Source organism: Escherichia sp. E10V10, assembly GCF_004211985.1.
In the GTDB taxonomy this organism is placed as follows: Bacteria; Pseudomonadota; Gammaproteobacteria; order Enterobacterales; family Enterobacteriaceae; genus Escherichia.
The window spans coordinates 745,700-767,208 of record NZ_RHJO01000001.1 but is presented as its reverse complement, the minus strand read 5'-3'; the positions used below and the strand labels follow the sequence as shown (position 1 = coordinate 767,208).

Below are 21,509 nucleotides of genomic sequence, written 5' to 3'. Positions count from 1 at the left end.
GTTAGCTTTGTCATCGCCCCGCCTCTTTTTTAATCGCCACCCACCCGCTATACTGGATAAATGACCAGCATTCGGAGTAAACAGTGGTACGGCGTTTAACTTCCCCGCGGCTCGAATTTGAAGCGGCGGCAATTTATGAATATCCCGAACATTTACGTTCATTTCTTACTGACTTACCCACCCGACCCGGTGTGTATCTGTTTCATGGCGAAAGTAACACTATGCCGCTCTATATCGGCAAAAGCGTTAACATCCGCAGCCGCGTCCTTTCCCATTTACGTACCCCGGATGAAGCGGCCATGCTGCGACAATCCCGACGCATTAGCTGGATATGTACCGCGGGCGAAATCGGCGCTCTGCTCCTTGAAGCGCGTCTAATCAAAGAGCAACAGCCTTTGTTTAATAAACGGTTGCGCCGCAATCGTCAGCTCTGCGCCCTGCAACTGAATGAAAAACGCGTGGATGTGGTGTACGCCAAAGACGTGGATTTTTCTACTGCGCCAAACCTGTTTGGCCTGTTTGCCAACCGCCGCTCGGCATTACAGGCATTACAGGCATTACAGACAATCGCCGATGAACAAAAGCTCTGTTATGGCCTGCTCGGGCTGGAACCGCTAAGCCGCGGTCGTGCTTGCTTTCGTTCAGCGCTAAAACGTTGCGCCGGAGCGTGCTGCGGAAAAGAGAGCCATGAAGATCATGCTCAACGTCTGCTCCAGTCGCTGGAACGTTTGCGGGTGATCTGCTGGCCGTGGCAAGGTGCGGTGGCGTTGAAAGAACAGCACCCGGAAATGACCCAATACCATATTATTCATAACTGGCTGTGGCTGGGGGCGGTTAATTCGCTGGAAGAGGCGGCAACGTTGATCCGTACGCCTGCCGGATTCGATCACGATGGTTATAAAATTCTTTGTAAACCACTGCTTTCCGGTCGCTATGAAATTACTGAACTTGATCCGGTGAATGGCCTGCAAGCCAGTTAATTTCACTGAACAGCAGTTTACCTTGCGGTTGCAAAAGCCGCAGGGTGTGTTTGCCATCGTACCAGCACGCGCCCTGGTCGGTAGTTAACAATTTTTCGCCCAGTTGCCATGCCCCGCTAATCACAAACACCACCCCGCCGCGTGAGCCAAAAGTGGTGAACGTGCGATCGGCAATTCTGACTTTCGCCTTACAGGCATCCAGGCGCGTCATAATGTTGAAATCCATCGACATCTGCCCTTCCGTCAGTTTCGCTTTTACCACCTGGTCCGCCGCAAAAGCAAAAGGCTGTAACGGCTTTAAGGTATGGCTAAAACGGTCTGCGCTTTCAAGAAACATCTCGCCGCCTTCCAGCAGCGTCACACTTCTTTCCATCCCAGGAAATAAAGAAAATTCACCATTGGCCGCAATGGACGCAATGCTGGCACGCCAGTAAAAATCACGTTTCGCAGGGGGAAAACTACAGATCTCACGAGTTTCACCGGCAGCGTTTCGCCACAGGTTCACCGACATTTTACGCATATCAAAGTATTCCATACTCGCTCCGGGCATGCTCTTTTCATTGTTATCGCTCAGGCAACCGTGGATTGTTATCGGCAACTCGTATGATTTACCTTAGCGTTTTTGCAAAAATGACAGGCACAGGCGCATAAAAGAAAACCGCCGATCCTGTCCACCGCCTTACTGCAAGGTAGTGGACAAGACCGGCGGTCTTAAGTTTTTTGGCTGAAAGATTATTCAGCAGTTGCAGGCATTTTACCTTTTCCCGCTGGGCGTTCTGTCAGACGCTTCTCAAAATTAGCATTAAATTGCTTTTTCTGCTCCGGCGTCAGGATGTTGTAAATCTTGTTCTGGGTTTCCATGTGCGCCAGCATGTTAGCTTTGCGCTGTTCTTCCATTTTAGCAATCTGCGCTTCAGCTTTTGCTTTGTCGAAAGTATCGCTGGCGATGATGTCATGCATTGCGCGGCGTTCTTCCAGCGGCGGACGTTTCATCTGGTCACGCTGGCCTTTCATGATTTCACGAATCTGCTGTTTCTGCGCGTCGGTCAGGTTCAGGTCTTTGAACATCATGTCCTGATGCGGACCGAACTTGCCTTTATGATGCATCATCGGCTTCGCGTCAGCCGGTGCTGCGGTAGTGGTGTCAGCGGCGTGGGCCAGGTTAGCCGCGCCAAGAGCCAGGGTAGAGGCAACAAACAGTGCAGTTAATTTACGCATATTCTATATCCTTCCTTTCAGTTATTTATTACGGCTTTCTTAAGTAACTTGCCGTGTTGACGAGATTAACTTTACTGAGTTTAGCGTCAATTAATCAGAGCAACGGTAAATCAATGAAAGTATAAAAAACATTTTCTCGCCAATTATGGAGAAAAAAAGAAAAATTGAAGGAAAGTGATGAGAAAATATTACAACGCAATGATTTTGCAGAAATTATGGAGGACTATACCTGATAAATGGCGATAAATAAAGCAAACACCCAGGATTAATCCGTATTATTCCGAAAGCCGTTATTAAATACCCGCAGAAACCTTTCTGCGGGCAAGTTCTAGGTTATTTTTTCCAGCATTAATCCCGCGCGTAATCCCAACGCCACCAGTGGATTGGGGAATAGCACATATTCAATATCATGAGTCACGGTAAAACGTTCCTCTCCATCCTGCGCCAATAACGCTCCTTTCTTAAACGGCGTGAAATTCAGCGTCTCGCTCGCCATATGCAACTCGAAAGCAGCAGTGTGACGGGTAATCTGCGAAACCACCCGGTAACGCTGGGGCAGTTTTCTCTCTATACCGACACTTGCCCCTGCTAACAGCGTAGCAATTGCATTGGTGGTTGGCGCAAACTGACGAAGCTCGTTTTGCCCAAACGGCAGTGCTTTGCCTAGCTCCAGCGTACACGCCAGTGCGCCAAAATGTTTGCAGCTGAAATGGGTAAACGTGCCGCCTGGCGCCTGATGAAACACCAACGCCTCCAGCCCTGCCGCGCCCAGCCATGTCAGAAAACTTTCGTCCCAGGGAATTTCTCGTTGCGGTAAAACGCCAAACCGCTGGTGGTACGAACCGCGGATGGCAGTATGCAGATCAAGATGCCAGCGCACAGACTCATTCCCCTGCTGATAAAAATCTTCCAGGCACTGTTCCAGCTCGCGGGTGCGGCAGGTTTCGCCACTTTCGGCAAATAGCTGCCAGCGTCCGCCAAACATCCGGTTCATATCGCTATGGCAATAGCGCTTTCCTTGCTTGAGCGCAGGGGGATTTCCGAGGATTGCCAACAAGCGCCAGCGTAACTTAATTTCACCGTGATAAATTGCGCCAAGTAAGGCGTCCAGCATTTCTACAGGCGCCGTTTCATTACCGTGGATCCCCGCCGAAATTACCAACGCGCCTTGCGGTGGGGTTAATGGCGTCAGTTCCAGCACGCCATCCCCCAGCCAGCGCCAGCGAATGCCGTTGATTTCTCTCTCGGTGATGACAGGTTTTTTACCCTCTAATGTCAGAGTGAGAAAATTATCCATTCTCCCCTCCCTCGCGCTGGAACGGGTAAACCGAACCGAGATTCAGTAATTGAGTCAACGCATCCAGCGCTTCCCGCCCTTCACGCAGCAATTGCGGGTCGGCCAGATCGGCAGCAGTAAGACGATCGCGGTAGTAACGATCCACCCAGTCATTGAGCGCATTAAACAACGTATCGTTCATCATCACCGCCGGATTCACCGCCCGGCGTTCTTCATCCGTCAACACCACGCGCAACCGCAGGCACGCAGGGCCTCCGCCGTTCGCCATACTTTCGCGCAAATCAAAAACTTTTAGTGAGCTTATCGGGTTGTCAGCAGTAAGGAGTTCATTGAGATAACGCCATACTCCTGCATGTTCCCGACACTCCTGTGGCAGCACCAGCATCATCGAACCATCATCGCGACTCAGCAGTTGGCTGTTAAACAGATACGTAGACACCGCATCAGACACAGAAACCTGCGACGCCGGAACTTCTATCGCCATAAAACCATTGACCCGCGCACGCAGGTTTGCCAGTAATTGCGCCTGGCGAGCAAATGCCTGCTGATGGCAAAACAGTACCTGGCGGTTGCTCACGGCAATCACGTCATTATGAAAAACGCCCTGGTCGATAACGTCCGGGTTTTGCTGGGCGAAAATCACCTGTTGGGGATTCACCTGATTCAGCCTGGCCACCGCCTCGCTGGCTTCGCGGGTCTGCCGCGCCGGATAGCGGGAAGGCCGCGTACCGTTACCCTCTTCTCGCCCGTAAACAAAAATCTGCACACCGGGTTCGCCGTAATGACCGCCGAGGCGATTGTGGTTTGCCGCCCCTTCGTCACCGAGCAATGCCACCTGCGGCAACGCCGAATGGAGGGTGAATTTCTCTTTATCGTTAAAAATGGCGTTTAACAGCGATTCGGTGACGGGGGCTTCCAGCGAACGGTGAAATTTATTGTTCAGGTTGGCGACCGTGAAATGTACTTTGCCATCCAGCGTATCGGCGGATGGCGCTACCGTGGCCGCATTAGCTACCCACATTGGCGATGCTGAACTGACGCTGGAAAGCCAGTGTGGTGCCTGGCGGGCAACCTTTTCCAGTATCTGCTCATCGCTGCCGCTGAATCCCAACTGACGCAGCACCGGAATAAACGGACGCTCGTGCGGCGGGATCACCGCCTGGGGAAATCCTGCATCGGCAAGGGCTTTCATTTTCAGTAAGCCCTGCTTCGCCGCCAGTCGTGGATTCGATACCTGAAAACGGTGACGGGTGGAGGCTTCATTACCAAACGACAGGCCAGCGTAATGGTGCGTCAGCCCCACCAATCCATCGAAATTGACTTCCCAGGCATTCATCGCGCCACCTCATCGGAAAAATCCAGCCCGGGGTTAAGCGTTGCGGGCAACGTTAACGAGTCCGACTCCAGGCTCGCCATCGGCCAGGCACAATAATCTGCGGCATACCAGGCGCTGGGGCGATGGTTGCCGGAAGCGCCAATGCCGCCGAATGGTGCGGTACTGGCGGCTCCGGTAAGCGGTTTGTTCCAGTTAACAATCCCTGCCCGCGCTTCCAGTAACAGTTGCTCGAACTTTTCCCGTTTTGGGGAAACCAGCCCACAAGAGAGGCCAAAGCGGGTGTTATTCGCCATCTTTATCGCCCCATCAAAAGTGTCATAACGCCATACGCGAAGTAGCGGCCCAAACACTTCTTCATCCGGCACGCCTGAAACGCCCGTCATTTCAACGATCCCTGGCGTCAGCAGCGATGTTCCCGCTTGTAGCAAACGTGGCGCAAGCAGCGTTTGCCCGCCCAATGCTTCCAGTTCCTGCCAGGCAGTAACCACCTGCTGTGCGGCCTGTTCAGAAATCAGCCCGCCAATAAACGGCTGCGGTTCGTCATCCCATTTCCCCGGCGTTAACCGCTGGCTGACGGCAACAAGGCGAGCAAGAAACGCATCGCCCTGCGCCCCGCTTTTCACCAATAAACGGCGGGCGCAGGTGCAGCGTTGCCCGGCAGTGACAAATGCCGACTGGATAGTCAGATGGACAGCGGCGTCGATATCCACCACGTCATCAATAATCAGCGGGTTATTGCCGCCCATTTCGAGGGCAAGAATTTTTTCCGGCTGACCGGAAAGCTGGCGATGTAACTGGTAGCCGGTATTGGCGCTGCCGGTAAACAGCAAGCCGTCGAGATCCTCCAGTGCACTGAGTGCCTGACCGGTTTCGCGCCCACCTTGCACCAGGTTCAGCACGCCCGACGGCAAACCTGCCTGCTGCCATAAACGCATGACTGCCTCGCCGCTCCAGGGGGTTAGTTCGCTGGGTTTAAAGATTATCGTGTTACCTGCCAGCAGCGCCGGAACGATATGCCCGTTAGGCAGATGTCCGGGGAAATTGTACGGTCCAAACACTGCCAGCACGCCGTGTGGACGATGGCGCAAGCTCGCTGCTCCATCCGGCATTTCACTGCGCTGCTCTCCCGTACGAGCGTGATACGCCTTGATTGATATCGCGATCTTATTGATCATCGCCGTCACTTCGGTTGCCGCTTCCCAACGCGGTTTGCCGGTTTCTCTGGCAATAATCGCGGTTAATTCGGCTTTGTTGCTTTCCAGCAGTGCGGCAAATCGTTCAACTCTTACCTGACGATCGCCAAAGGAGAGCCGCGCCCAACGCGGAAACGCTGCACGAGCAGCCCGACAAGCCTGCTCAACCTGAGCAGCATCGGCATCATTGCCCTGCCATAACACCTCACCCGATACCGGATTACGCTTCACGCGCTGTGCGCCCTGGCCCGTCACCCAGTCACCGTTGATCCATAAAGTCATGCTGTTTTCTCCTCTGCGCACAGGCGCACCAGACGAACGCGATCCCCGGCGTGGCATTTGAGGGCATCCAGTTGTGCAGCGGTTAAAATCAAACGTTCGGTCGCCGGATCGGCTCGCACCAGCAACACGCGGAAATGGTGATAGTTTTCATTGGCAACCAGGCAAGCCGGAAAATCGCCCTGTGCAGGTTGTCCTTCCGCTACTTCCACCAGCCGACTTTTGCGGATAGCGCGAACGCGGTCAATGTCACACTCCAGCGTCGGCCCGCCGTCGAAAATGTCGATATAGTTGCGGTAGCGAAAGCCCTCTTTTTCCAGCACCGCCCGCGCGGGCGCTGTTTGCGGATGAACCTGTCCAATGACGTCCTGCGCTTCCTGGGATAAAAAGTGGGTATAAATCGGATGTTTCGGCATCAGTTCTGCAATAAATGCCTTTTGCCCGGTGCCGCAGAGAAAATCGGCGCGGCTAAAATCCATCGAAAAGAAACGTTTACCGAGGCTTTGCCAGAACGGTGAATAGCCGTGTTCGTCAATCACCCCGCGCATTTCCGCGACCACTTTGTCATTAAACTTGTCGCGAAAAGCCGCCATAAACATAAAGCGCGATTTCGACAGCAAATAGCCGTTGCCCTCTTTGCGCCAGTCCGGGTCGAGAAACAGCGTGCACAGCTCGCTGCTGCCAGTGTGATCGTTACTGAGAAACAGCGTCGGCAACGCGTTATAGACATTCAGCTCTTTCGAAGCGTGAACCAGCGTACCGACGCGATAGTTGTACCAGGGATCGTTCAGCCCAACTGCCACCTCAATGGCGCAAATTCCCGCCACAGTACCTGTCTCGCTCTCTTCCAGCACAAACACATAGCCCTGCTCGCTTTTGGGCAGTTCGCCCTGCCAGGTTTTGATTGCCCTTTCGATACGTGCCGAAAGCGTGGCTTCATTGGCGGGAAGCGACGTCAGGCCGCCGCCCGTTTTGCTGGCAAGCTGCATCAGCGCTGAGACATCTGATCGCTCAACGGGACGGATGACCATCATGATGAACCTCGGCTAACAAAGTGTTCGCAGGCCGCAGCAAAGCGATCCAGTCCGGTCGTCACCTCTTCTTCGCTGACATTGAGCGCAGGCGCAAAACGCACCACGTTGCCACCCGCAATCAGTACCATCACGCCCGCTTTCGCCGCTTCCTGAGAAATTTGTTTCGCTTGCCCGGCGTAATCCGCATTCAGCACACAGCCAATCAGCAGACCTAAGCCGCGAATTTCACTGAACAAACCGCAGCGGTGATTAATGGTATTAAGACGTTCAACAAACCAGTCGTGACGCTGCTTAACACCGTTAAGCATTTCTGGCGTGTTGATAAGTTCGAGCACTTTACCCGCCACCGCCGAGGCCAGCGGATTACCTCCATAGGTGGTGCCATGAGTGCCAACGGTCATCACGCTGGCGCATTCTTCGGTTGCCAAAAGAGCGCCAACGGGGAAACCGCCGCCCAGCGCTTTGGCGGTAGTTAACAGATCTGGCGTCACGCCGTAGTGCATATAGGCATACAGTTCCCCGGTGCGCCCGACGCCGGTTTGTACTTCATCAAAAATCAGCAAAGCATTGTGGCGGTCACACAATTCACGCAGACCTTGTAAAAACGCGTTGCTGGCGGGTACCACACCGCCTTCCCCCTGGATGGGCTCGACAATCACCGCACAGGTGGAGTCATCAATCAGCGCGCTGGCAGAGTTAATATCGTTATACGCGGCATGACGGATATCCGGCGGCAGTGGCGCAAAATCCTGTGAATAGGCTGGCTGCCCACCTGCGCTGACGGTAAACAGCGTGCGCCCGTGAAACGCATTTTTGAACGCCACGATACCGCTCTTATGGCTGCCGTAGCGGTCGTGAGCGAATTTACGCGCCAGTTTTAGCGCCGCTTCGTTGGCTTCTGCACCGGAGTTACAAAAGAAAACGCGATCGGCAAACGTGGCGTCGATCAATTTTTTCGCCAGTCGCAGTACCGGTTCGTTGGTGTAACCGTTGCCGGTATGCCAGAACTTACTCGCCTGTTCGTTCAGCGCCTCGCGCAGTTCCGGATGCGCATGCCCCAATGCGTTTACCGCAATGCCACCCGCGAAGTCGATATACTCTTTCCCCTGCTGATCCCACAAGCGCGAACCTTCGCCACGTACCGGTATAAACGGTGCCGGAGCGTAAACAGGTATCATCCATTCATCAAAGTTTTCACGCGTAATTGGCTGAGACATAGCGACCTCTACAGTAAATAATTCGTTATTTATATGTTAATAATAAGTAATGTTTGCGCTGTAAATGTAGATTGCAGGGTTCATGCCAGCCAGGGGTAAAAGTGCATAAATGACGGTCACTAACTGGAAATCAATGTGTTACAACCGAACGATATTCACCTTAAGTGCATATAAAGTGAATGTGTTTGCCATGTGGATGAATAAATAGAATAAAAAACGCAATGTTATGCAGAAGTAAAATATAATTCTGGAATTGTGATCTTTGACGAAATTTACAGGAAATTACTGCGCCATTCTGACGCAACTCGCACCAAAAGCGGGCATTTTCTGCGCCATCGTTGACATCATTAACAACCATCGATCAAATCACTTAACAACAGGCAGTAAGTCAGACGAATTTCTGCTAACATCCACGCACTCATTATCAGAATAAATGGCAGCGACTATGAAATTTGTCTCTTTTAATATCAACGGCCTGCGCGCCAGACCACACCAGCTTGAAGCTATCGTCGACAAGCACCAGCCTGATGTGATTGGCCTGCAGGAGACAAAAGTTCATGATGATATGTTTCCGCTCGAAGAAGTGGCAAAGCTTGGCTACAACGTGTTTTATCACGGGCAGAAAGGCCATTACGGCGTGGCGCTGTTGACCAAAGAGACGCCGATTGCCGTGCGTCGAGGCTTTCCAGGCGACGGCGAAGAGGCACAACGGCGGATTATTATGGCGGAAATCCCCTCACCGCTGGGCAATGTCACCGTGATCAACGGCTACTTCCCGCAGGGCGAAAGCCGCGACCACCCCATAAAATTCCCGGCTAAAGCACAGTTTTACCAGAACCTGCAAAACTACCTGGAAACCGAACTCAAACGTGATAATCCGGTGCTGATTATGGGCGATATGAATATCAGCCCCACCGACCTGGATATCGGCATTGGCGAAGAGAACCGCAAACGCTGGCTGCGTACTGGTAAATGTTCTTTCCTGCCGGAAGAACGCGAGTGGATGGACAGGCTGATAAGTTGGGGGCTGGTCGATACCTTCCGCCATGCGAATCCGCAAACAGCAGATCGTTTCTCATGGTTTGATTACCGCTCAAAAGGTTTTGACGATAACCGTGGTCTGCGTATCGACCTGCTGCTTGCCAGCCAGCCGCTGGCCGAATGCTGCGTAGAAACCGGTATCGACTATGAAATTCGCAGTATGGAAAAACCGTCAGATCACGCACCTGTCTGGGCCACCTTCCGCCGCTAATTTCTCCGTTCTCCTGGCTCGCACGGGGTCAGGAGAATTAACCTTGAGAAAAATCAACAAACTGTCAGTAATGATTTGTTGCCCGCCGTCCTTTGTTATACCGTCACTGCGTTTTTTAGTTGTCTGACCACTTCTCTATTATCAAGTTTGATATAGGAAACTCCACGATGAACGCTGAGCGTAAATTTCTTTTTGCCTGTCTGTTTTTTGCGCTGGTCATTTACGCTATCCATGCTTTCGGTTTATTCGATCTGCTCACCGATTTACCCCACTTACAGACACTCATTCGCCAGAGCGGATTGTTCGGTTATAGCCTCTATATTCTGTTATTCATCATCGCCACCCTCTTTCTGCTACCGGGCAGCGTACTGGTGATCGCTGGAGGAATAGTTTTTGGCCCGCTAACAGGAACGCTACTTTCGTTAATTGCCGCCACGCTGGCCTCGTCGTGCTCATTCCTGTTGGCGCGCTTTCTGGGGCGTGATTTACTGTTGAAATACGTCGGTCATTGCCACACTTTTCAGGCTATTGAAAAAGGCATTACGCGTAACGGTATCGATTTTCTTATTCTGACCCGCTTAATCCCGCTATTTCCATACAATATTCAAAATTACGCTTACGGATTAACCGCCATCGCCTTCTGGCCTTATACCCTTATTTCGGCATTAACCACTCTGCCTGGAATAGTGATTTATACCGTGATGGCCAGCGATCTTGCCAGTGAAGGCATTACGCTGCGCTTTATTTTACAACTCTGTCTGGCGGGCCTGGCGCTATTTATTCTCGTCCAGCTCGCCAAACTCTACGCTCGTCACAAACACGTGGATCTGTCTGCTTCGCGCCACAGCCCACTTACTCACCCTAAAAATGAAGGATAGAACGATGTTGCAACATTATTCAGTGTCATGGAAAAAAGGACTGGCTGCACTGTGTTTACTGGCCGTTGCGGGGCTTAGTGGCTGCGATCAAAAAGAGAATACGGCAGCAAAAGTGGAATACGACGGGCTTTCGGACAGCCAGCCGCTGCGTGTCGATGCCAATAACCATACGGTAACCATGCTGGTGCAAATTAATGGGCGTTTCCTCACCGACGATACCCGCCACGGTATTGTGTTTAAAGATGGCTCCAACGGACATAAATCGCTGTTTATGGGTTATGCCACGCCGAAAGCATTTTATGAAGCCCTGAAAGAGGCCGGAGGTACGCCGGGCGAAAACATGACGATGGATAATAAAGAAACGACTCATGTCACAGGCAGCAAACTGGATATTTCAGTTAACTGGCAAGGAGCGGCAAAAGCGTATTCCTTTGATGAAGTGATTGTTGACAGTAATGGCAAGAAACTGGATATGCGCTTTGGCGGTAATTTAACGGCAGCTGAAGAGAAAAAAACGGGCTGTCTGGTATGTCTGGATAGTTGCCCGGTCGGTATCGTCAGCAATGCGACATACACTTATGGTGCGGTGGAAAAACGCAGCGAAGTGAAATTCAAAGGCAATGCCTCGCTTCTCCCGGCAGATAACACGCTGGCAACGGTTACCTTTAAAATCGCCGAATAAAACCAGGATAAAGGATGATGAAAATGCAATCGCGTAAAATCTGGTACTACCGCATAACCCTCATCATCCTGTTGTTCGCTATGCTGCTGGCATGGGCGCTGCTTCCCGGCATCCATGAGTTTATCAATCGCAGCGTTGCGGCGTTTGCCGCCGTGGACCAACAGGGTATAGAACGCTTTATTCAGTCTTACGGCGCACTGGCGGCAGTTGTTTCGTTCTTGTTGATGATTCTACAGGCCATTGCTGCACCGCTACCTGCGTTTTTGATCACCTTTGCCAATGCGTCGCTGTTTGGCGCGCTCTGGGGCGGCTTGCTGTCGTGGACCAGTTCGATGGCCGGCGCGGCGCTGTGCTTTTTTATCGCCAGAGTGATGGGTCGCGAAGTGGTGGAAAAATTAACCGGTAAAACCGTGCTTGACAGTATGGACGGCTTTTTCACTCGCTACGGCAAACACACCATTCTGGTCTGTCGGTTATTGCCTTTTGTCCCTTTCGATCCAATCAGCTATGCTGCCGGTTTGACTTCAATACGTTTTCGCTCGTTTTTTATCGCCACCGGGCTTGGTCAGTTACCGGCGACTATTGTTTATTCCTGGGCGGGCAGCATGTTAACAGGCGGTACTTTCTGGTTTGTCACCGGACTGTTTATTTTGTTTGCCCTGACCGTGGTGATTTTTATGGCGAAGAAAATATGGCTTGAGCGCCAGAAGAGGAATGCCTGATGGGTTTACCGCCGCTTAGCAAAATTCCTTTCATTTTACGTCCGCAGGCGTGGCTGCACCGTCGCCATTACGGCGAGGTGCTAAGCCCCATTCGCTGGTGGGGGCGGATCCCGTTTATCTTTTATCTGGTGTCGATGTTTGTTGGCTGGCTGGAGCGCAAACGCTCACCGCTCGATCCAGTGGTGCGATCGCTTGTCAGCGCGCGCATTGCGCAAATGTGTCTGTGTGAGTTTTGCGTGGATATCACCAGTATGAAAGTCGCCGAGCGCACCGGCAGCACCGATAAATTGCTGGCGGTAGCTGACTGGCGACAAAGCCCGCTCTTCAGCGACGAAGAGCGGCTGGCGCTGGAGTACGCCGAAGCCGCAAGCGTAACGCCGCCAACGGTCGATGATGCCCTGCGCACCCGACTGACTACGCATTTTGACGCCCAGGCGCTCACCGAGCTGACGGCATTGATCGGCTTGCAAAATCTGTCAGCCCGTTTTAATTCTGCCATGGACATTCCCGCTCAGGGGCTGTGCCGTATTCCTGACACACGTTCTTAAGGAGAGATGATGCGCCATTGTGTATGGTTGCTGGGATTGTTATCGCTGTTTTCTTTGGCAACACATGCCAGTGACTGGCAGGAAATTAAAAATGAGGCCAAAGGGCAAACCGTCTGGTTTAACGCCTGGGGCGGCGATACCGAAATTAACCGTTATCTCGACTGGGTTAGCGGCGAGTTGAAAACCCATTACGCCATCAACCTGAAAATCGTCCGTCTGGCGGATGCCGCAGACGCGGTGAAGCGCATTCAGACCGAAGCTGCTGCCGGACGTAAAACGGGCGGCTCGGTGGATCTGCTCTGGGTGAACGGCGAAAACTTCCGCACCTTAAAAGAGGCCAATTTATTACAAACGGGCTGGGCGGAGACTCTGCCCAACTGGCGCTATGTCGACACACAGCTGCCGGTGCGAGAAGACTTTTCTGTGCCGACACAAGGTGCGGAATCGCCCTGGGGCGGCGCACAGCTGACATTTATCGCCCGACGCGATCAGACACCACAGCCACCGAAAACGCCACAATCCTTGCTGGAATTTGCCAAAGCCAACCCTGGTACGGTTACCTATCCGCGCCCACCGGACTTTACCGGCACCGCGTTTCTTGAACAGCTGCTGATTATGCTGACGCCCGATCCCGCTGCATTAAAAAAAGCGCCGGACGATGCCACTTTCGCCCGTGTCACTGCGCCCTTGTGGCAATATCTTGATGCACTGCATCCGTATTTGTGGCGCGAAGGAAAGGATTTCCCGCCTTCGCCCGCGCGGATGGATGCTCTGCTGAAAGCCGGCACATTGCGCCTGTCGCTGACTTTTAATCCTGCTCATGCGCAGCAAAAAATCGCCAGCGGCGATTTACCCACCAGCAGTTACAGCTTTGGCTTTAGCGAGGGAATGATTGGCAACGTGCATTTCGTCACCATTCCAGCCAACGCAACTGCCAGTGCTGCGGCAAAAGTCGTCGCCAACTTCCTGTTGTCACCTGAAGCACAACTGCGTAAAGCGGATCCCGCTGTCTGGGGCGATCCTTCGGTTCTCGATCCGCAAAAACTACCTGCCGGGCAGCGTGAAACATTGCAATCAAGAATGCCGCAGGATCTGCCGCCGGTACTGGCGGAACCGCATGCTGGTTGGGTAAATGCGCTGGAACAAGAATGGCTACGCCGTTACGGTACGCATTAATTTCTTTGCTGTGGGTGGTGATGGCGGTGATTTACGCACCGCTGGTACCGTCGGCTTTCACGCTGATAACACCTGCCATGTCGCTGACGCACTGGCAGGCGTTATTTGCCGATCCGCAGCTACCGCAGGCATTACTGGCAACACTGGTGTCGACAAGCATTGCGGCGGTCGGCGCTTTGTTTATTGCCCTGCTGGTGATAGTAGCGCTATGGCCTGGGCCGAAATGGCAGCATCTGTGCGCCCGTCTGCCGTGGCTACTCGCCATCCCCCACGTGGCTTTTGCCACCAGCGCCCTGCTGCTCTTTGCTGACGGCGGCCTGGTTTATCAGTTTTTCCCTTTTCTCATTCCGCCGATGGACAAATTGGGTATCGGTCTGGGCCTCACCCTTGCGGTGAAAGAAAGCGCATTTCTGCTGTGGATCTTAGCGGCAGTATTGAGCGAAAAACGGCTGTTGCAGCAACTCATTGTGCTGGATTCGCTGGGCTACAGCCGCTGGCAATCCCTGAACTGGCTGCTGTTGCCCTCCGTCGCGCCTGCGCTGGCAATGGCGATGCTGGCGATTGTCGCCTGGTCGCTGTCGGTCGTGGATGTGGCGATTATTCTTGGGCCAGGTAATCCACCGACGCTTGCGGTTATTAGCTGGCAGTGGTTAACCCAGGGCGACGCCGATCAACAAACGAAAGGCGCACTTGCCAGCCTGCTGCTGATGCTGTTACTCGCCGCCTACGTTTTGCTTGGTTATCTGTTATGGCGCGCCTGGCGATGTACGATCCCCCGGGAAGATGGCATTCGCATGCCAGCCACGCCTTTATTGCCAGGGAAGATGCTGGCGAAGTTGTTACCCTTAACTGGCGTGCTCTGTGTGATTCTGCTGGCGATCCTCGCGGATCAGTCGACGATCAATCACGAGGTGCTTCTCAACAGCCTGACAATGGGGCTGGTGGCGACATTCATCGCTTTGGTTCTGTTGCTGCTGTGGCTGGAATGGGGGCCACAGCGTCGCCAATTGTGGCTATGGTTGCCCATATTATTACCCGCCTTGCCGCTGGTGGCGGGCCAGTACACACTGGCGCTATGGCTCAACCTGGATGGTAGCTGGACGGCGGTGGTGTGGGGGCATCTGCTGTGGGTGATGCCGTGGATGCTGTTCATCCTGCAACCCGCCTGGCAGCGCATTGATTCACGATTAATTTTGATTGCGCAAACACTGGGCTGGTCGCGGGCCAAAATCTTCTTTTACGTAAAATGCCCACTCATGTTGCGCCCTGCGCTGATGGCCTTCGCGGTGGGATTTTCAGTGAGTATTGCGCAGTATATGCCAACGCTGTGGCTGGGAGCCGGGCGTTTCCCGACGCTCACCACCGAAGCGGTAGCGTTAAGTAGCGGCGGTAGTAACAGCATTCTCGCCACCCAGGCCCTATGGCAACTGCTTTTGCCACTTATTATTTTTGCCCTGACCGCGTTAGTCGCAAAATGGGTAGGTTTTATCAGACAAGGACTCCGCTAATGCTCTGCGTGAAAGATTTTTCGCTGCGTTTGCCTGAAACCTGTTTACTGGAAGACGTTAACTTTACAGTCAATAAAGGTGACATTGTCACGTTAATGGGTCCATCAGGCTGTGGTAAGTCTTCTCTGTTTTCATGGATGATTGGTGCGCTGGCCGGGCAATTTTCTTGTACAGGCGAGCTATGGCTCAATGATCAACGTATCGATACCCTGCCTACCGCCCGGCGTCAGATTGGCATTCTTTTCCAGGATGCGCTGTTATTTGACCAGTTCAGCGTCGGACAGAATTTGCTTCTGGCGCTACCGTCGACGCTCAAGGGGACTGCCAGGCGCAATGCCGTGAAAGACGCGCTTGAGCGAGCGGGACTGGCTGAAACTTATCACCAGGACCCTGCGACATTATCAGGCGGTCAGCGAGCGCGGGTGGCCCTGCTGCGCGCCCTTCTCGCACAGCCAAAGGCATTATTGCTTGATGAACCGTTCAGCCGTCTTGACGTTGCTCTGCGCGATAATTTTCGTCAGTGGGTATTCAATGAAGTTCGCGACCTGGCGATCCCCGTCGTTCAGGTAACCCACGATCTTCAGGATGTTCCTGCCGATAGTCCCGTTATGGATATGACGCAGTGGTCAGAAAATTACAACAAACTGCGATAACGCAAAGTTTTTCCAAATGCGTCAGTTCAGAATGGCGCACTCAAAACTACAATGTCGGGATTTTCGATGAAACGTGTTTCTCAAATGACCGCGCTGGCAATGGCTTTAGGGCTGGCTTGCGCTTCTTCGTGGGCCGCTGAACTGGCGAAGCCTCTTACACTTGACCAGCTTCAACAACAAAATGGCAAAGCGATAGATACTCGCCCCAGTGCGTTTTATAACGGCTGGCCACAATCCTTAAATGGCCCTTCCGGTCATGAACCTGCCGCCTTAAACCTTTCTGCTAGCTGGCTCGACAAAATGAGCACCGAACAGCTCAACCAGTGGATCAAGCAACATAACCTGAAAGCCGATGCCCCGGTGGCGCTGTACGGTAATGACAAAGATGTCGACGCCGTCAAAACGCGACTGCAAAAAGCAGGTTTTACGCATATCTCCATTCTGAGTGACGCGCTAAGCGAACCTTCCCGTCTACAAAAACTGCCGCACTTTGAGCAGCTGGTTTATCCGCAATGGCTGCACGACCTGCAACAAGGTAAAGAGGTTACGGCGAAACCTGCCGGAGACTGGAAAGTCATTGAAGCGGCCTGGGGCGCTCCTAAGCTTTACCTTATCAGCCATATTCCCGGCGCTGACTACATCGATACCAACGAAGTGGAAAGCGAACCGCTGTGGAACAAAGTTTCTGATGAACAGCTTAAAGCAATGCTGGCGAAGCACGGCATTCGTCATGACACCACGGTCATTCTGTACGGGCGTGATGTTTACGCCGCAGCGCGCGTGGCGCAAATTATGCTCTACGCTGGCGTGAAAGATGTCCGCCTTCTGGACGGCGGTTGGCAAACCTGGTCCGACGCAGGTCTGCCCGTTGAGCGCGGTACGCCACCGAAAGTGAAAGCGGAACCAGACTTCGGCGTGAAGATCCCTGCGCAACCACAACTGATGCTTGATATGGAGCAGGCTCGCGGGCTGCTGCATCGCCGGGATGCATCGCTGGTGAGCATTCGTTCGTGGCCAGAATTTATCGGTACGACCAGCGGTTACAGCTACATTAAACCAAAAGGTGAAATAGCCGGGGCACGTTGGGGACACGCAGGCAGCGACTCGACCCATATGGAAGATTTCCATAACCCGGATGGAACCATGCGCAGCGCCGATGATATTGCCGCTATGTGGAAAGCGTGGAATATCAAACCAGATCAGCAAGTTTCATTCTACTGCGGCACCGGCTGGCGCGCGTCTGAAACCTTTATGTACGCACGCGCCATGGGCTGGAATAACGTCTCCGTTTATGACGGTGGCTGGTACGAATGGAGCAGCGATCCAAAAAATCCGGTAGCAACCGGTGAACGCGGCCCGGACAGTAGCCAATAACACGGCAATTACTGACGCTGAAGCGACTTCAGCGTCAGATATCCACTCCAAATCCGCGTAAATGTTGTCATCCAACAAAGCGCGCCAAATATCCATGCAAACCACGGGAAATATTCCGGAAAGAGACAACTTAAAACAAACAGCAAAATCGTCTCGCTGCCTTCTGTTAACCCGCCCAGATAGTAAAACGATTTGTGCGCATAACCGGGATTATCAATCTGATGTTTCGCCGCCAGTGCAGCAAATGCGAGAAAACTGCTGCCCGTGCCGATAAACGCAAACAGCAGCCAGCCGCCCGCCAGCGCATTTTGTTCCGGTGCGGCGAGAATAAACCCGAACGGTACCAGCGCGTAAAAAAGAAAATCCAACGAAATATCGAGAAAGCCCCCCGCGTCGGTTAACCCTCTGCGCCGCGCCAGCGCACCGTCCAGACCATCAAGCAACCTGTTCAGTAAAATGGCAATCAGCGCCGCCAGATACCAGTCCAGTGCCAGAAACGGCAGTGCCAGCACGCCGATGGCAAATCCCACTAACGTTAAACCATCAGGTGTAATGCCAGGTTTATCCAGAACCCGCACGCACTGATGCAACAAAGGCTTAATTCGGGGATGAAGATGGCGGTCTAACACGGGTACTCCTTAAGAAATAAAACCCTTCAGCTCGGGCAACACTGCGGATATTATGGCATTTTTCCTGTATTCGACCGTGTGTAATTTATGAAAATGATTGATGTTGTTGCCGCCATTATCGAACGGGATGGCAAAATTTTAATCGCGCAACGCCCTGCGCATAGCGATCAAGCGGGATTATGGGAATTTGCTGGCGGTAAAGTCGAACCTGGAGAAAGCCAGCAACAGGCGCTGATACGCGAGCTGCGTGAAGAGCTCGGTATCGATGCTATCATCGGGAAATATGTAGCCAGCCACCAGCGGGAAGTTTCAGGGCGTATTATCCATCTTCATGCCTGGCACGTACCCGACTTCCACGGGACGTTACAGGCACATGAGCATCAGGCGTTGGTCTGGTGCTCACCTGAAGAGGCAATGCAATATCCGCTGGCCCCTGCTGACATTCCGCTTTTACAGGCGTTTATGGCTTTACGCGCCGCCAGACCAACGGATTGGTGCTAATGGTTTTATCATCCCGCTGGCATTGCAACAGTATTCCCTCTGCTTTAATTACGGCCCCTTCAGAATAGTTTTGATCCTGATAAACGCAGCACTGGCTACAGGGCTGCGCCGACTGTCCGCCAGAATTAAACACTTCCGGCGGCACATTCACTTCCACATCCGGACGATAATGCTGATTAGCCAGCGCAAAAAACGGGAATACCAACGCTACGGCGAACAATGCTCGACTCACTGGAAACTCCTTATATTTCGTTGCCTATGTACTGATATCGGTAGGCTGACGGCAAAACTTAAGCGTCTGGTTGCCGGATGCGGCGTGAATGCCTTATCCACCAAATGTCCCCATTTTGGTAGGCCGAAGAAGATGTATCCGACATTAGGCGGCGTTTATAAATTCCTCACATTATTAATTTGCTTTCCGGTGTCATTTTTTACTTGCTTACCGTCACATTCTTGATGGTATAGTCGAAAACTGCAAAACAAACAACATACGCACAATCGTCTTAATATATAAGGGTTTTATATCTATGGATCAGACATATTCTCTGGAGTCATTCCTCAACCATGTACAAAAGCGCGACCCGAATCAAACCGAGTTCGCGCAAGCCGTTCGTGAAGTAATGACCACACTCTGGCCTTTTCTTGAACAAAATCCCAAATATCGCCAGATGTCATTACTGGAGCGTCTGGTTGAACCGGAGCGCGTGATCCAGTTTCGCGTGGTATGGGTTGACGATCGCAACCAGGTGCAGGTCAACCGCGCATGGCGCGTGCAGTTCAGCTCTGCCATCGGCCCGTACAAAGGCGGTATGCGATTCCATCCGTCAGTTAACCTCTCCATTCTCAAATTCCTCGGCTTCGAGCAAACCTTCAAAAATGCCCTGACTACCCTGCCGATGGGCGGTGGTAAAGGCGGCAGCGATTTCGACCCGAAAGGGAAAAGCGAAGGCGAAGTGATGCGTTTCTGTCAGGCACTAATGACTGAACTGTATCGCCACCTGGGCGCGGATACCGACGTTCCGGCAGGTGATATCGGCGTTGGTGGTCGTGAAGTCGGCTTTATGGCGGGGATGATGAAAAAGCTCTCCAACAATACCGCCTGCGTCTTCACCGGTAAGGGTCTTTCTTTTGGCGGCAGTCTTATTCGCCCGGAAGCTACCGGCTACGGTCTGGTCTATTTCACAGAAGCGATGCTTAAACGTCACGGTATGGGTTTTGAAGGAATGCGCGTTTCCGTTTCTGGCTCCGGCAACGTTGCCCAGTATGCTATCGAAAAAGCGATGGAATTTGGTGCTCGTGTGATCACTGCGTCAGACTCCAGCGGCACTGTAGTTGATGAAAGCGGATTCACGAAAGAGAAACTGGCACGTCTTATCGAAATCAAAGCCAGCCGCGATGGTCGAGTGGCAGATTACGCCAAAGAATTTGGCCTGGTCTATCTCGAAGGCCAACAGCCGTGGTCCGTACCGGTTGATATCGCCCTGCCTTGCGCCACCCAGAACGAACTGGATGTTGACGCCGCGCATCAGCTTATCGCCAATGGCGTTAAAGCCGTCGCCGAAGGGGCAAATATGCCAACCACCATCGAAGCGACTGAACTGTTCCAGCAGGCAGGCGTACTGTTTGCTCCGGGTAAAGCGGCTAATGCTGGCGGTGTAGCAACATCGGGCCTGGAAATGGCGCAAAACGCTGCGCGCCTGGGCTGGAAAGCCGAGAAAGTTGACGCACGTTTGCATCACATCATGCTGGATATCCACCATGCCTGTGTTGAACATGGTGGTGAAGGTGAGCAAACCAACTACGTGCAGGGCGCGAACATTGCCGGTTTTGTGAAGGTTGCCGATGCGATGCTGGCGCAGGGTGTGATTTAAGTTGTAAATGCCTGATGGTGCTACGCTTATCAGGCCTACAAATGGGCACAATTCATTGCAGTTACGCTCTAATGTAGGCCGGGCAAGCGCAGCGCCCCCGGCAAAATTTCAGGCGTTTATGAGTATTTAACGGATGATGCTCCCCAGGGAACATTTCTTATGGGCCAACGGCATTTCTTACTGTAGTGCTCCCAAAACTGCTTGTCGTAACGATAACACGCTTCAAGTTCAGCATCCGTTAACTTTCTGCGATAGCAGCAGATATGCCAGTAAAGAAATCCCATTAGACTATTTTTTTGATAATCTTCTTCGCTTTCGAACAACTCGTGCGCCTTTCGAGAAGCAAGCATTATATAATGCCAGGCCAGTTCTTCTTCAATTGTCCCGTTTTGAAAAGCTGTGCTTGATATCGAGATCATCCATGATAATTCCGCAGCCCATATTAGCTTCGCCGAGGATTTACCGGAGCTATGATTAGCGCAATCAGAGATATAGTCTGAGGGAAAAACAGCAAATTTATTCAACAAGGCGATAACCTGCTCTGGGGCTTCCTCCATGTTTGCTTTAAAGGTATTGGCTCCATGGTCGCCAGAAAGAAAATGCTCCATTAAGGCACAATAACTTTCGCTATCTTCGATACCCCATTGATCCTCTAAAGACTCGCGTCTTTTAATTATGATATCGATCGAGTCAAAAGGAAGCACATGATATTGGAAGGTATCTTTGCCAGGTTCAGGCTTTCGCGGCCAGAACTCCAGCGTTTCAGACCATTGCTTATGATAGAATCGATAAGGTGCGATCAATTGTAGCGCCTGTAACTTCTCGATACTGAGCGGCTCAATACCTTTAGCCTGATAATAATGCAGTTGTTCTTTTTTTGCTTTAAAACCGGCCCGAACAATAAGCCCCATCATAATTAATAGATAAAGAAAAGAGCATCCCGCGGTAATCAGGCCTCTTTCATTCAAACCGTTGGATGTTATCGCTGCGAATACAAACATTACAGCGACAACACATGTTAAATAAAACCCCCACTTACAAAGCAGCATGGCCTTATTTTCTTTAATCATCCGTTCAAAATTACTATTAAATATTTCCCAGCCATTGAAAGAATACTTCTCGCTCCCTGGATGGTTTTGTAATAAAACTTTTTTCATCACA

At 52.3% G+C, this 21,509-nt stretch carries 22 protein-coding genes; 12 read left to right on the top strand and 10 right to left on the bottom strand.

Annotated features, from left to right (window positions below; genetic code table 11):
• Window positions 1-83: 83 nt before the first annotated feature.
• A complete protein-coding gene (gene cho / locus D9736_RS03605) occupies window positions 84-980 on the top strand; it encodes an excinuclease Cho (protein WP_130257717.1) in 897 nt (298 codons plus the stop codon).
• Here the strand turns inward: cho and ves are convergent.
• From ves to astC, 7 genes are all read right to left on the bottom strand, one after another.
• Window positions 940-1,515 (bottom strand): environmental stress-induced protein Ves, encoded by a 576-nt coding sequence (gene ves, locus D9736_RS03600; protein WP_130257716.1) that lies wholly within the window; start codon window positions 1,513-1,515, stop codon window positions 940-942. The genes cho and ves overlap by 41 nt on opposite strands.
• A 197-nt stretch (window positions 1,516-1,712) precedes the next feature.
• Window positions 1,713-2,198 (bottom strand): ATP-independent periplasmic protein-refolding chaperone Spy, encoded by a 486-nt coding sequence (spy, locus tag D9736_RS03595; protein WP_130208314.1) that lies wholly within the window; start codon window positions 2,196-2,198, stop codon window positions 1,713-1,715.
• A gap of 328 nt (window positions 2,199-2,526) precedes the next feature.
• On the bottom strand, window positions 2,527-3,495 hold the full coding sequence (gene astE / locus D9736_RS03590) for a succinylglutamate desuccinylase (protein ID WP_130257715.1): 969 nt from the start codon (window positions 3,493-3,495) through the stop codon (window positions 2,527-2,529).
• Window positions 3,488-4,831, bottom strand: a complete 1,344-nt coding sequence (gene astB / locus D9736_RS03585) for an N-succinylarginine dihydrolase (protein WP_130257714.1) — start codon at window positions 4,829-4,831, stop codon at window positions 3,488-3,490. The genes astE and astB overlap by 8 nt, the downstream gene beginning before the upstream one ends.
• Window positions 4,828-6,306: a succinylglutamate-semialdehyde dehydrogenase gene (astD, locus tag D9736_RS03580; protein ID WP_130224643.1), complete on the bottom strand. Its 1,479-nt coding sequence runs from the start codon at window positions 6,304-6,306 to the stop codon at window positions 4,828-4,830. The genes astB and astD overlap by 4 nt, the downstream gene beginning before the upstream one ends.
• Window positions 6,303-7,337 carry an arginine N-succinyltransferase gene (gene astA / locus D9736_RS03575; protein WP_130257713.1) on the bottom strand — a complete coding sequence of 345 codons (1,035 nt, stop codon included), beginning with the start codon at window positions 7,335-7,337 and terminating at the stop codon, window positions 6,303-6,305. The genes astD and astA overlap by 4 nt, the downstream gene beginning before the upstream one ends.
• Complete coding sequence (astC, locus tag D9736_RS03570; protein ID WP_130257712.1) at window positions 7,334-8,554, bottom strand: succinylornithine/acetylornithine transaminase; 1,221 nt, start codon at window positions 8,552-8,554, stop codon at window positions 7,334-7,336. Before astC ends, astA begins: the two co-directional genes overlap by 4 nt.
• Window positions 8,555-8,999: 445 nt before the next feature.
• Here astC and xthA point away from each other — a divergent pair, with 445 nt between their 5' ends.
• From xthA to ynjE, 9 genes are all read left to right on the top strand, one after another.
• On the top strand, window positions 9,000-9,806 hold the full coding sequence (xthA, locus tag D9736_RS03560; RefSeq protein WP_130257710.1) for an exodeoxyribonuclease III: 807 nt from the start codon (window positions 9,000-9,002) through the stop codon (window positions 9,804-9,806).
• 167 nt (window positions 9,807-9,973) lie between these two features.
• Window positions 9,974-10,684 carry a TVP38/TMEM64 family protein gene (locus D9736_RS03555; protein ID WP_130257709.1) on the top strand — a complete coding sequence of 237 codons (711 nt, stop codon included), beginning with the start codon at window positions 9,974-9,976 and terminating at the stop codon, window positions 10,682-10,684.
• Window positions 10,685-10,688: 4 nt separating this feature from the next.
• On the top strand, window positions 10,689-11,366 hold the full coding sequence (gene ydjY / locus D9736_RS03550; RefSeq protein WP_130257708.1) for a lipoprotein YdjY: 678 nt from the start codon (window positions 10,689-10,691) through the stop codon (window positions 11,364-11,366).
• A gap of 14 nt (window positions 11,367-11,380) precedes the next feature.
• Window positions 11,381-12,088 carry a TVP38/TMEM64 family protein gene (locus D9736_RS03545; protein WP_130257707.1) on the top strand — a complete coding sequence of 236 codons (708 nt, stop codon included), beginning with the start codon at window positions 11,381-11,383 and terminating at the stop codon, window positions 12,086-12,088.
• Window positions 12,088-12,636 (top strand): carboxymuconolactone decarboxylase family protein, encoded by a 549-nt coding sequence (locus D9736_RS03540; RefSeq protein ID WP_130257706.1) that lies wholly within the window; start codon window positions 12,088-12,090, stop codon window positions 12,634-12,636. The genes D9736_RS03545 and D9736_RS03540 overlap by 1 nt, the downstream gene beginning before the upstream one ends.
• A 9-nt stretch (window positions 12,637-12,645) precedes the next feature.
• A complete protein-coding gene (locus D9736_RS03535) occupies window positions 12,646-13,812 on the top strand; it encodes an ABC transporter substrate-binding protein (protein WP_130257814.1) in 1,167 nt (388 codons plus the stop codon).
• The gene (locus tag D9736_RS03530; protein WP_130257705.1) at window positions 13,785-15,320 is read left to right on the top strand and encodes an ABC transporter permease subunit; all 1,536 of its coding nucleotides are present in this window, start codon (window positions 13,785-13,787) and stop codon (window positions 15,318-15,320) included. Before D9736_RS03535 ends, D9736_RS03530 begins: the two co-directional genes overlap by 28 nt.
• Window positions 15,320-15,973: an ATP-binding cassette domain-containing protein gene (locus tag D9736_RS03525; protein ID WP_130257704.1), complete on the top strand. Its 654-nt coding sequence runs from the start codon at window positions 15,320-15,322 to the stop codon at window positions 15,971-15,973. Before D9736_RS03530 ends, D9736_RS03525 begins: the two co-directional genes overlap by 1 nt.
• A gap of 66 nt (window positions 15,974-16,039) precedes the next feature.
• Entirely contained in the window at window positions 16,040-17,347 is a 1,308-nt protein-coding gene (gene ynjE, locus D9736_RS03520; RefSeq protein WP_130257703.1) for a thiosulfate sulfurtransferase YnjE, read from the top strand.
• 8 nt (window positions 17,348-17,355) lie between these two features.
• Here the strand turns inward: ynjE and D9736_RS03515 are convergent, their stop codons facing one another.
• The gene (locus D9736_RS03515; RefSeq protein ID WP_130208343.1) at window positions 17,356-17,976 is read right to left on the bottom strand and encodes a CDP-alcohol phosphatidyltransferase family protein; all 621 of its coding nucleotides are present in this window, start codon (window positions 17,974-17,976) and stop codon (window positions 17,356-17,358) included.
• An 87-nt stretch (window positions 17,977-18,063) separates the two neighbouring features.
• Between D9736_RS03515 and D9736_RS03510 the strand changes: the two genes are divergently transcribed.
• Window positions 18,064-18,477 (top strand): pyrimidine (deoxy)nucleoside triphosphate diphosphatase, encoded by a 414-nt coding sequence (locus D9736_RS03510; RefSeq protein ID WP_130257702.1) that lies wholly within the window; start codon window positions 18,064-18,066, stop codon window positions 18,475-18,477.
• Here D9736_RS03510 and D9736_RS03505 read toward each other — a convergent pair.
• Window positions 18,437-18,709: a YnjH family protein gene (locus D9736_RS03505; RefSeq protein WP_130218835.1), complete on the bottom strand. Its 273-nt coding sequence runs from the start codon at window positions 18,707-18,709 to the stop codon at window positions 18,437-18,439. The two genes, D9736_RS03510 and D9736_RS03505, sit on opposite strands and share 41 nt — an antisense overlap.
• A gap of 295 nt (window positions 18,710-19,004) precedes the next feature.
• Between D9736_RS03505 and gdhA the strand changes: the two genes are divergently transcribed.
• A complete protein-coding gene (gene gdhA, locus D9736_RS03500; protein WP_000373043.1) occupies window positions 19,005-20,348 on the top strand; it encodes an NADP-specific glutamate dehydrogenase in 1,344 nt (447 codons plus the stop codon).
• 116 nt (window positions 20,349-20,464) lie between these two features.
• On the opposite strand, the gene D9736_RS03495 is transcribed toward gdhA, so the two are convergent.
• Entirely contained in the window at window positions 20,465-21,505 is a 1,041-nt protein-coding gene (locus tag D9736_RS03495) for a DUF1266 domain-containing protein (RefSeq protein ID WP_130257701.1), read from the bottom strand.
• Window positions 21,506-21,509: the final 4 nt, after the last annotated feature.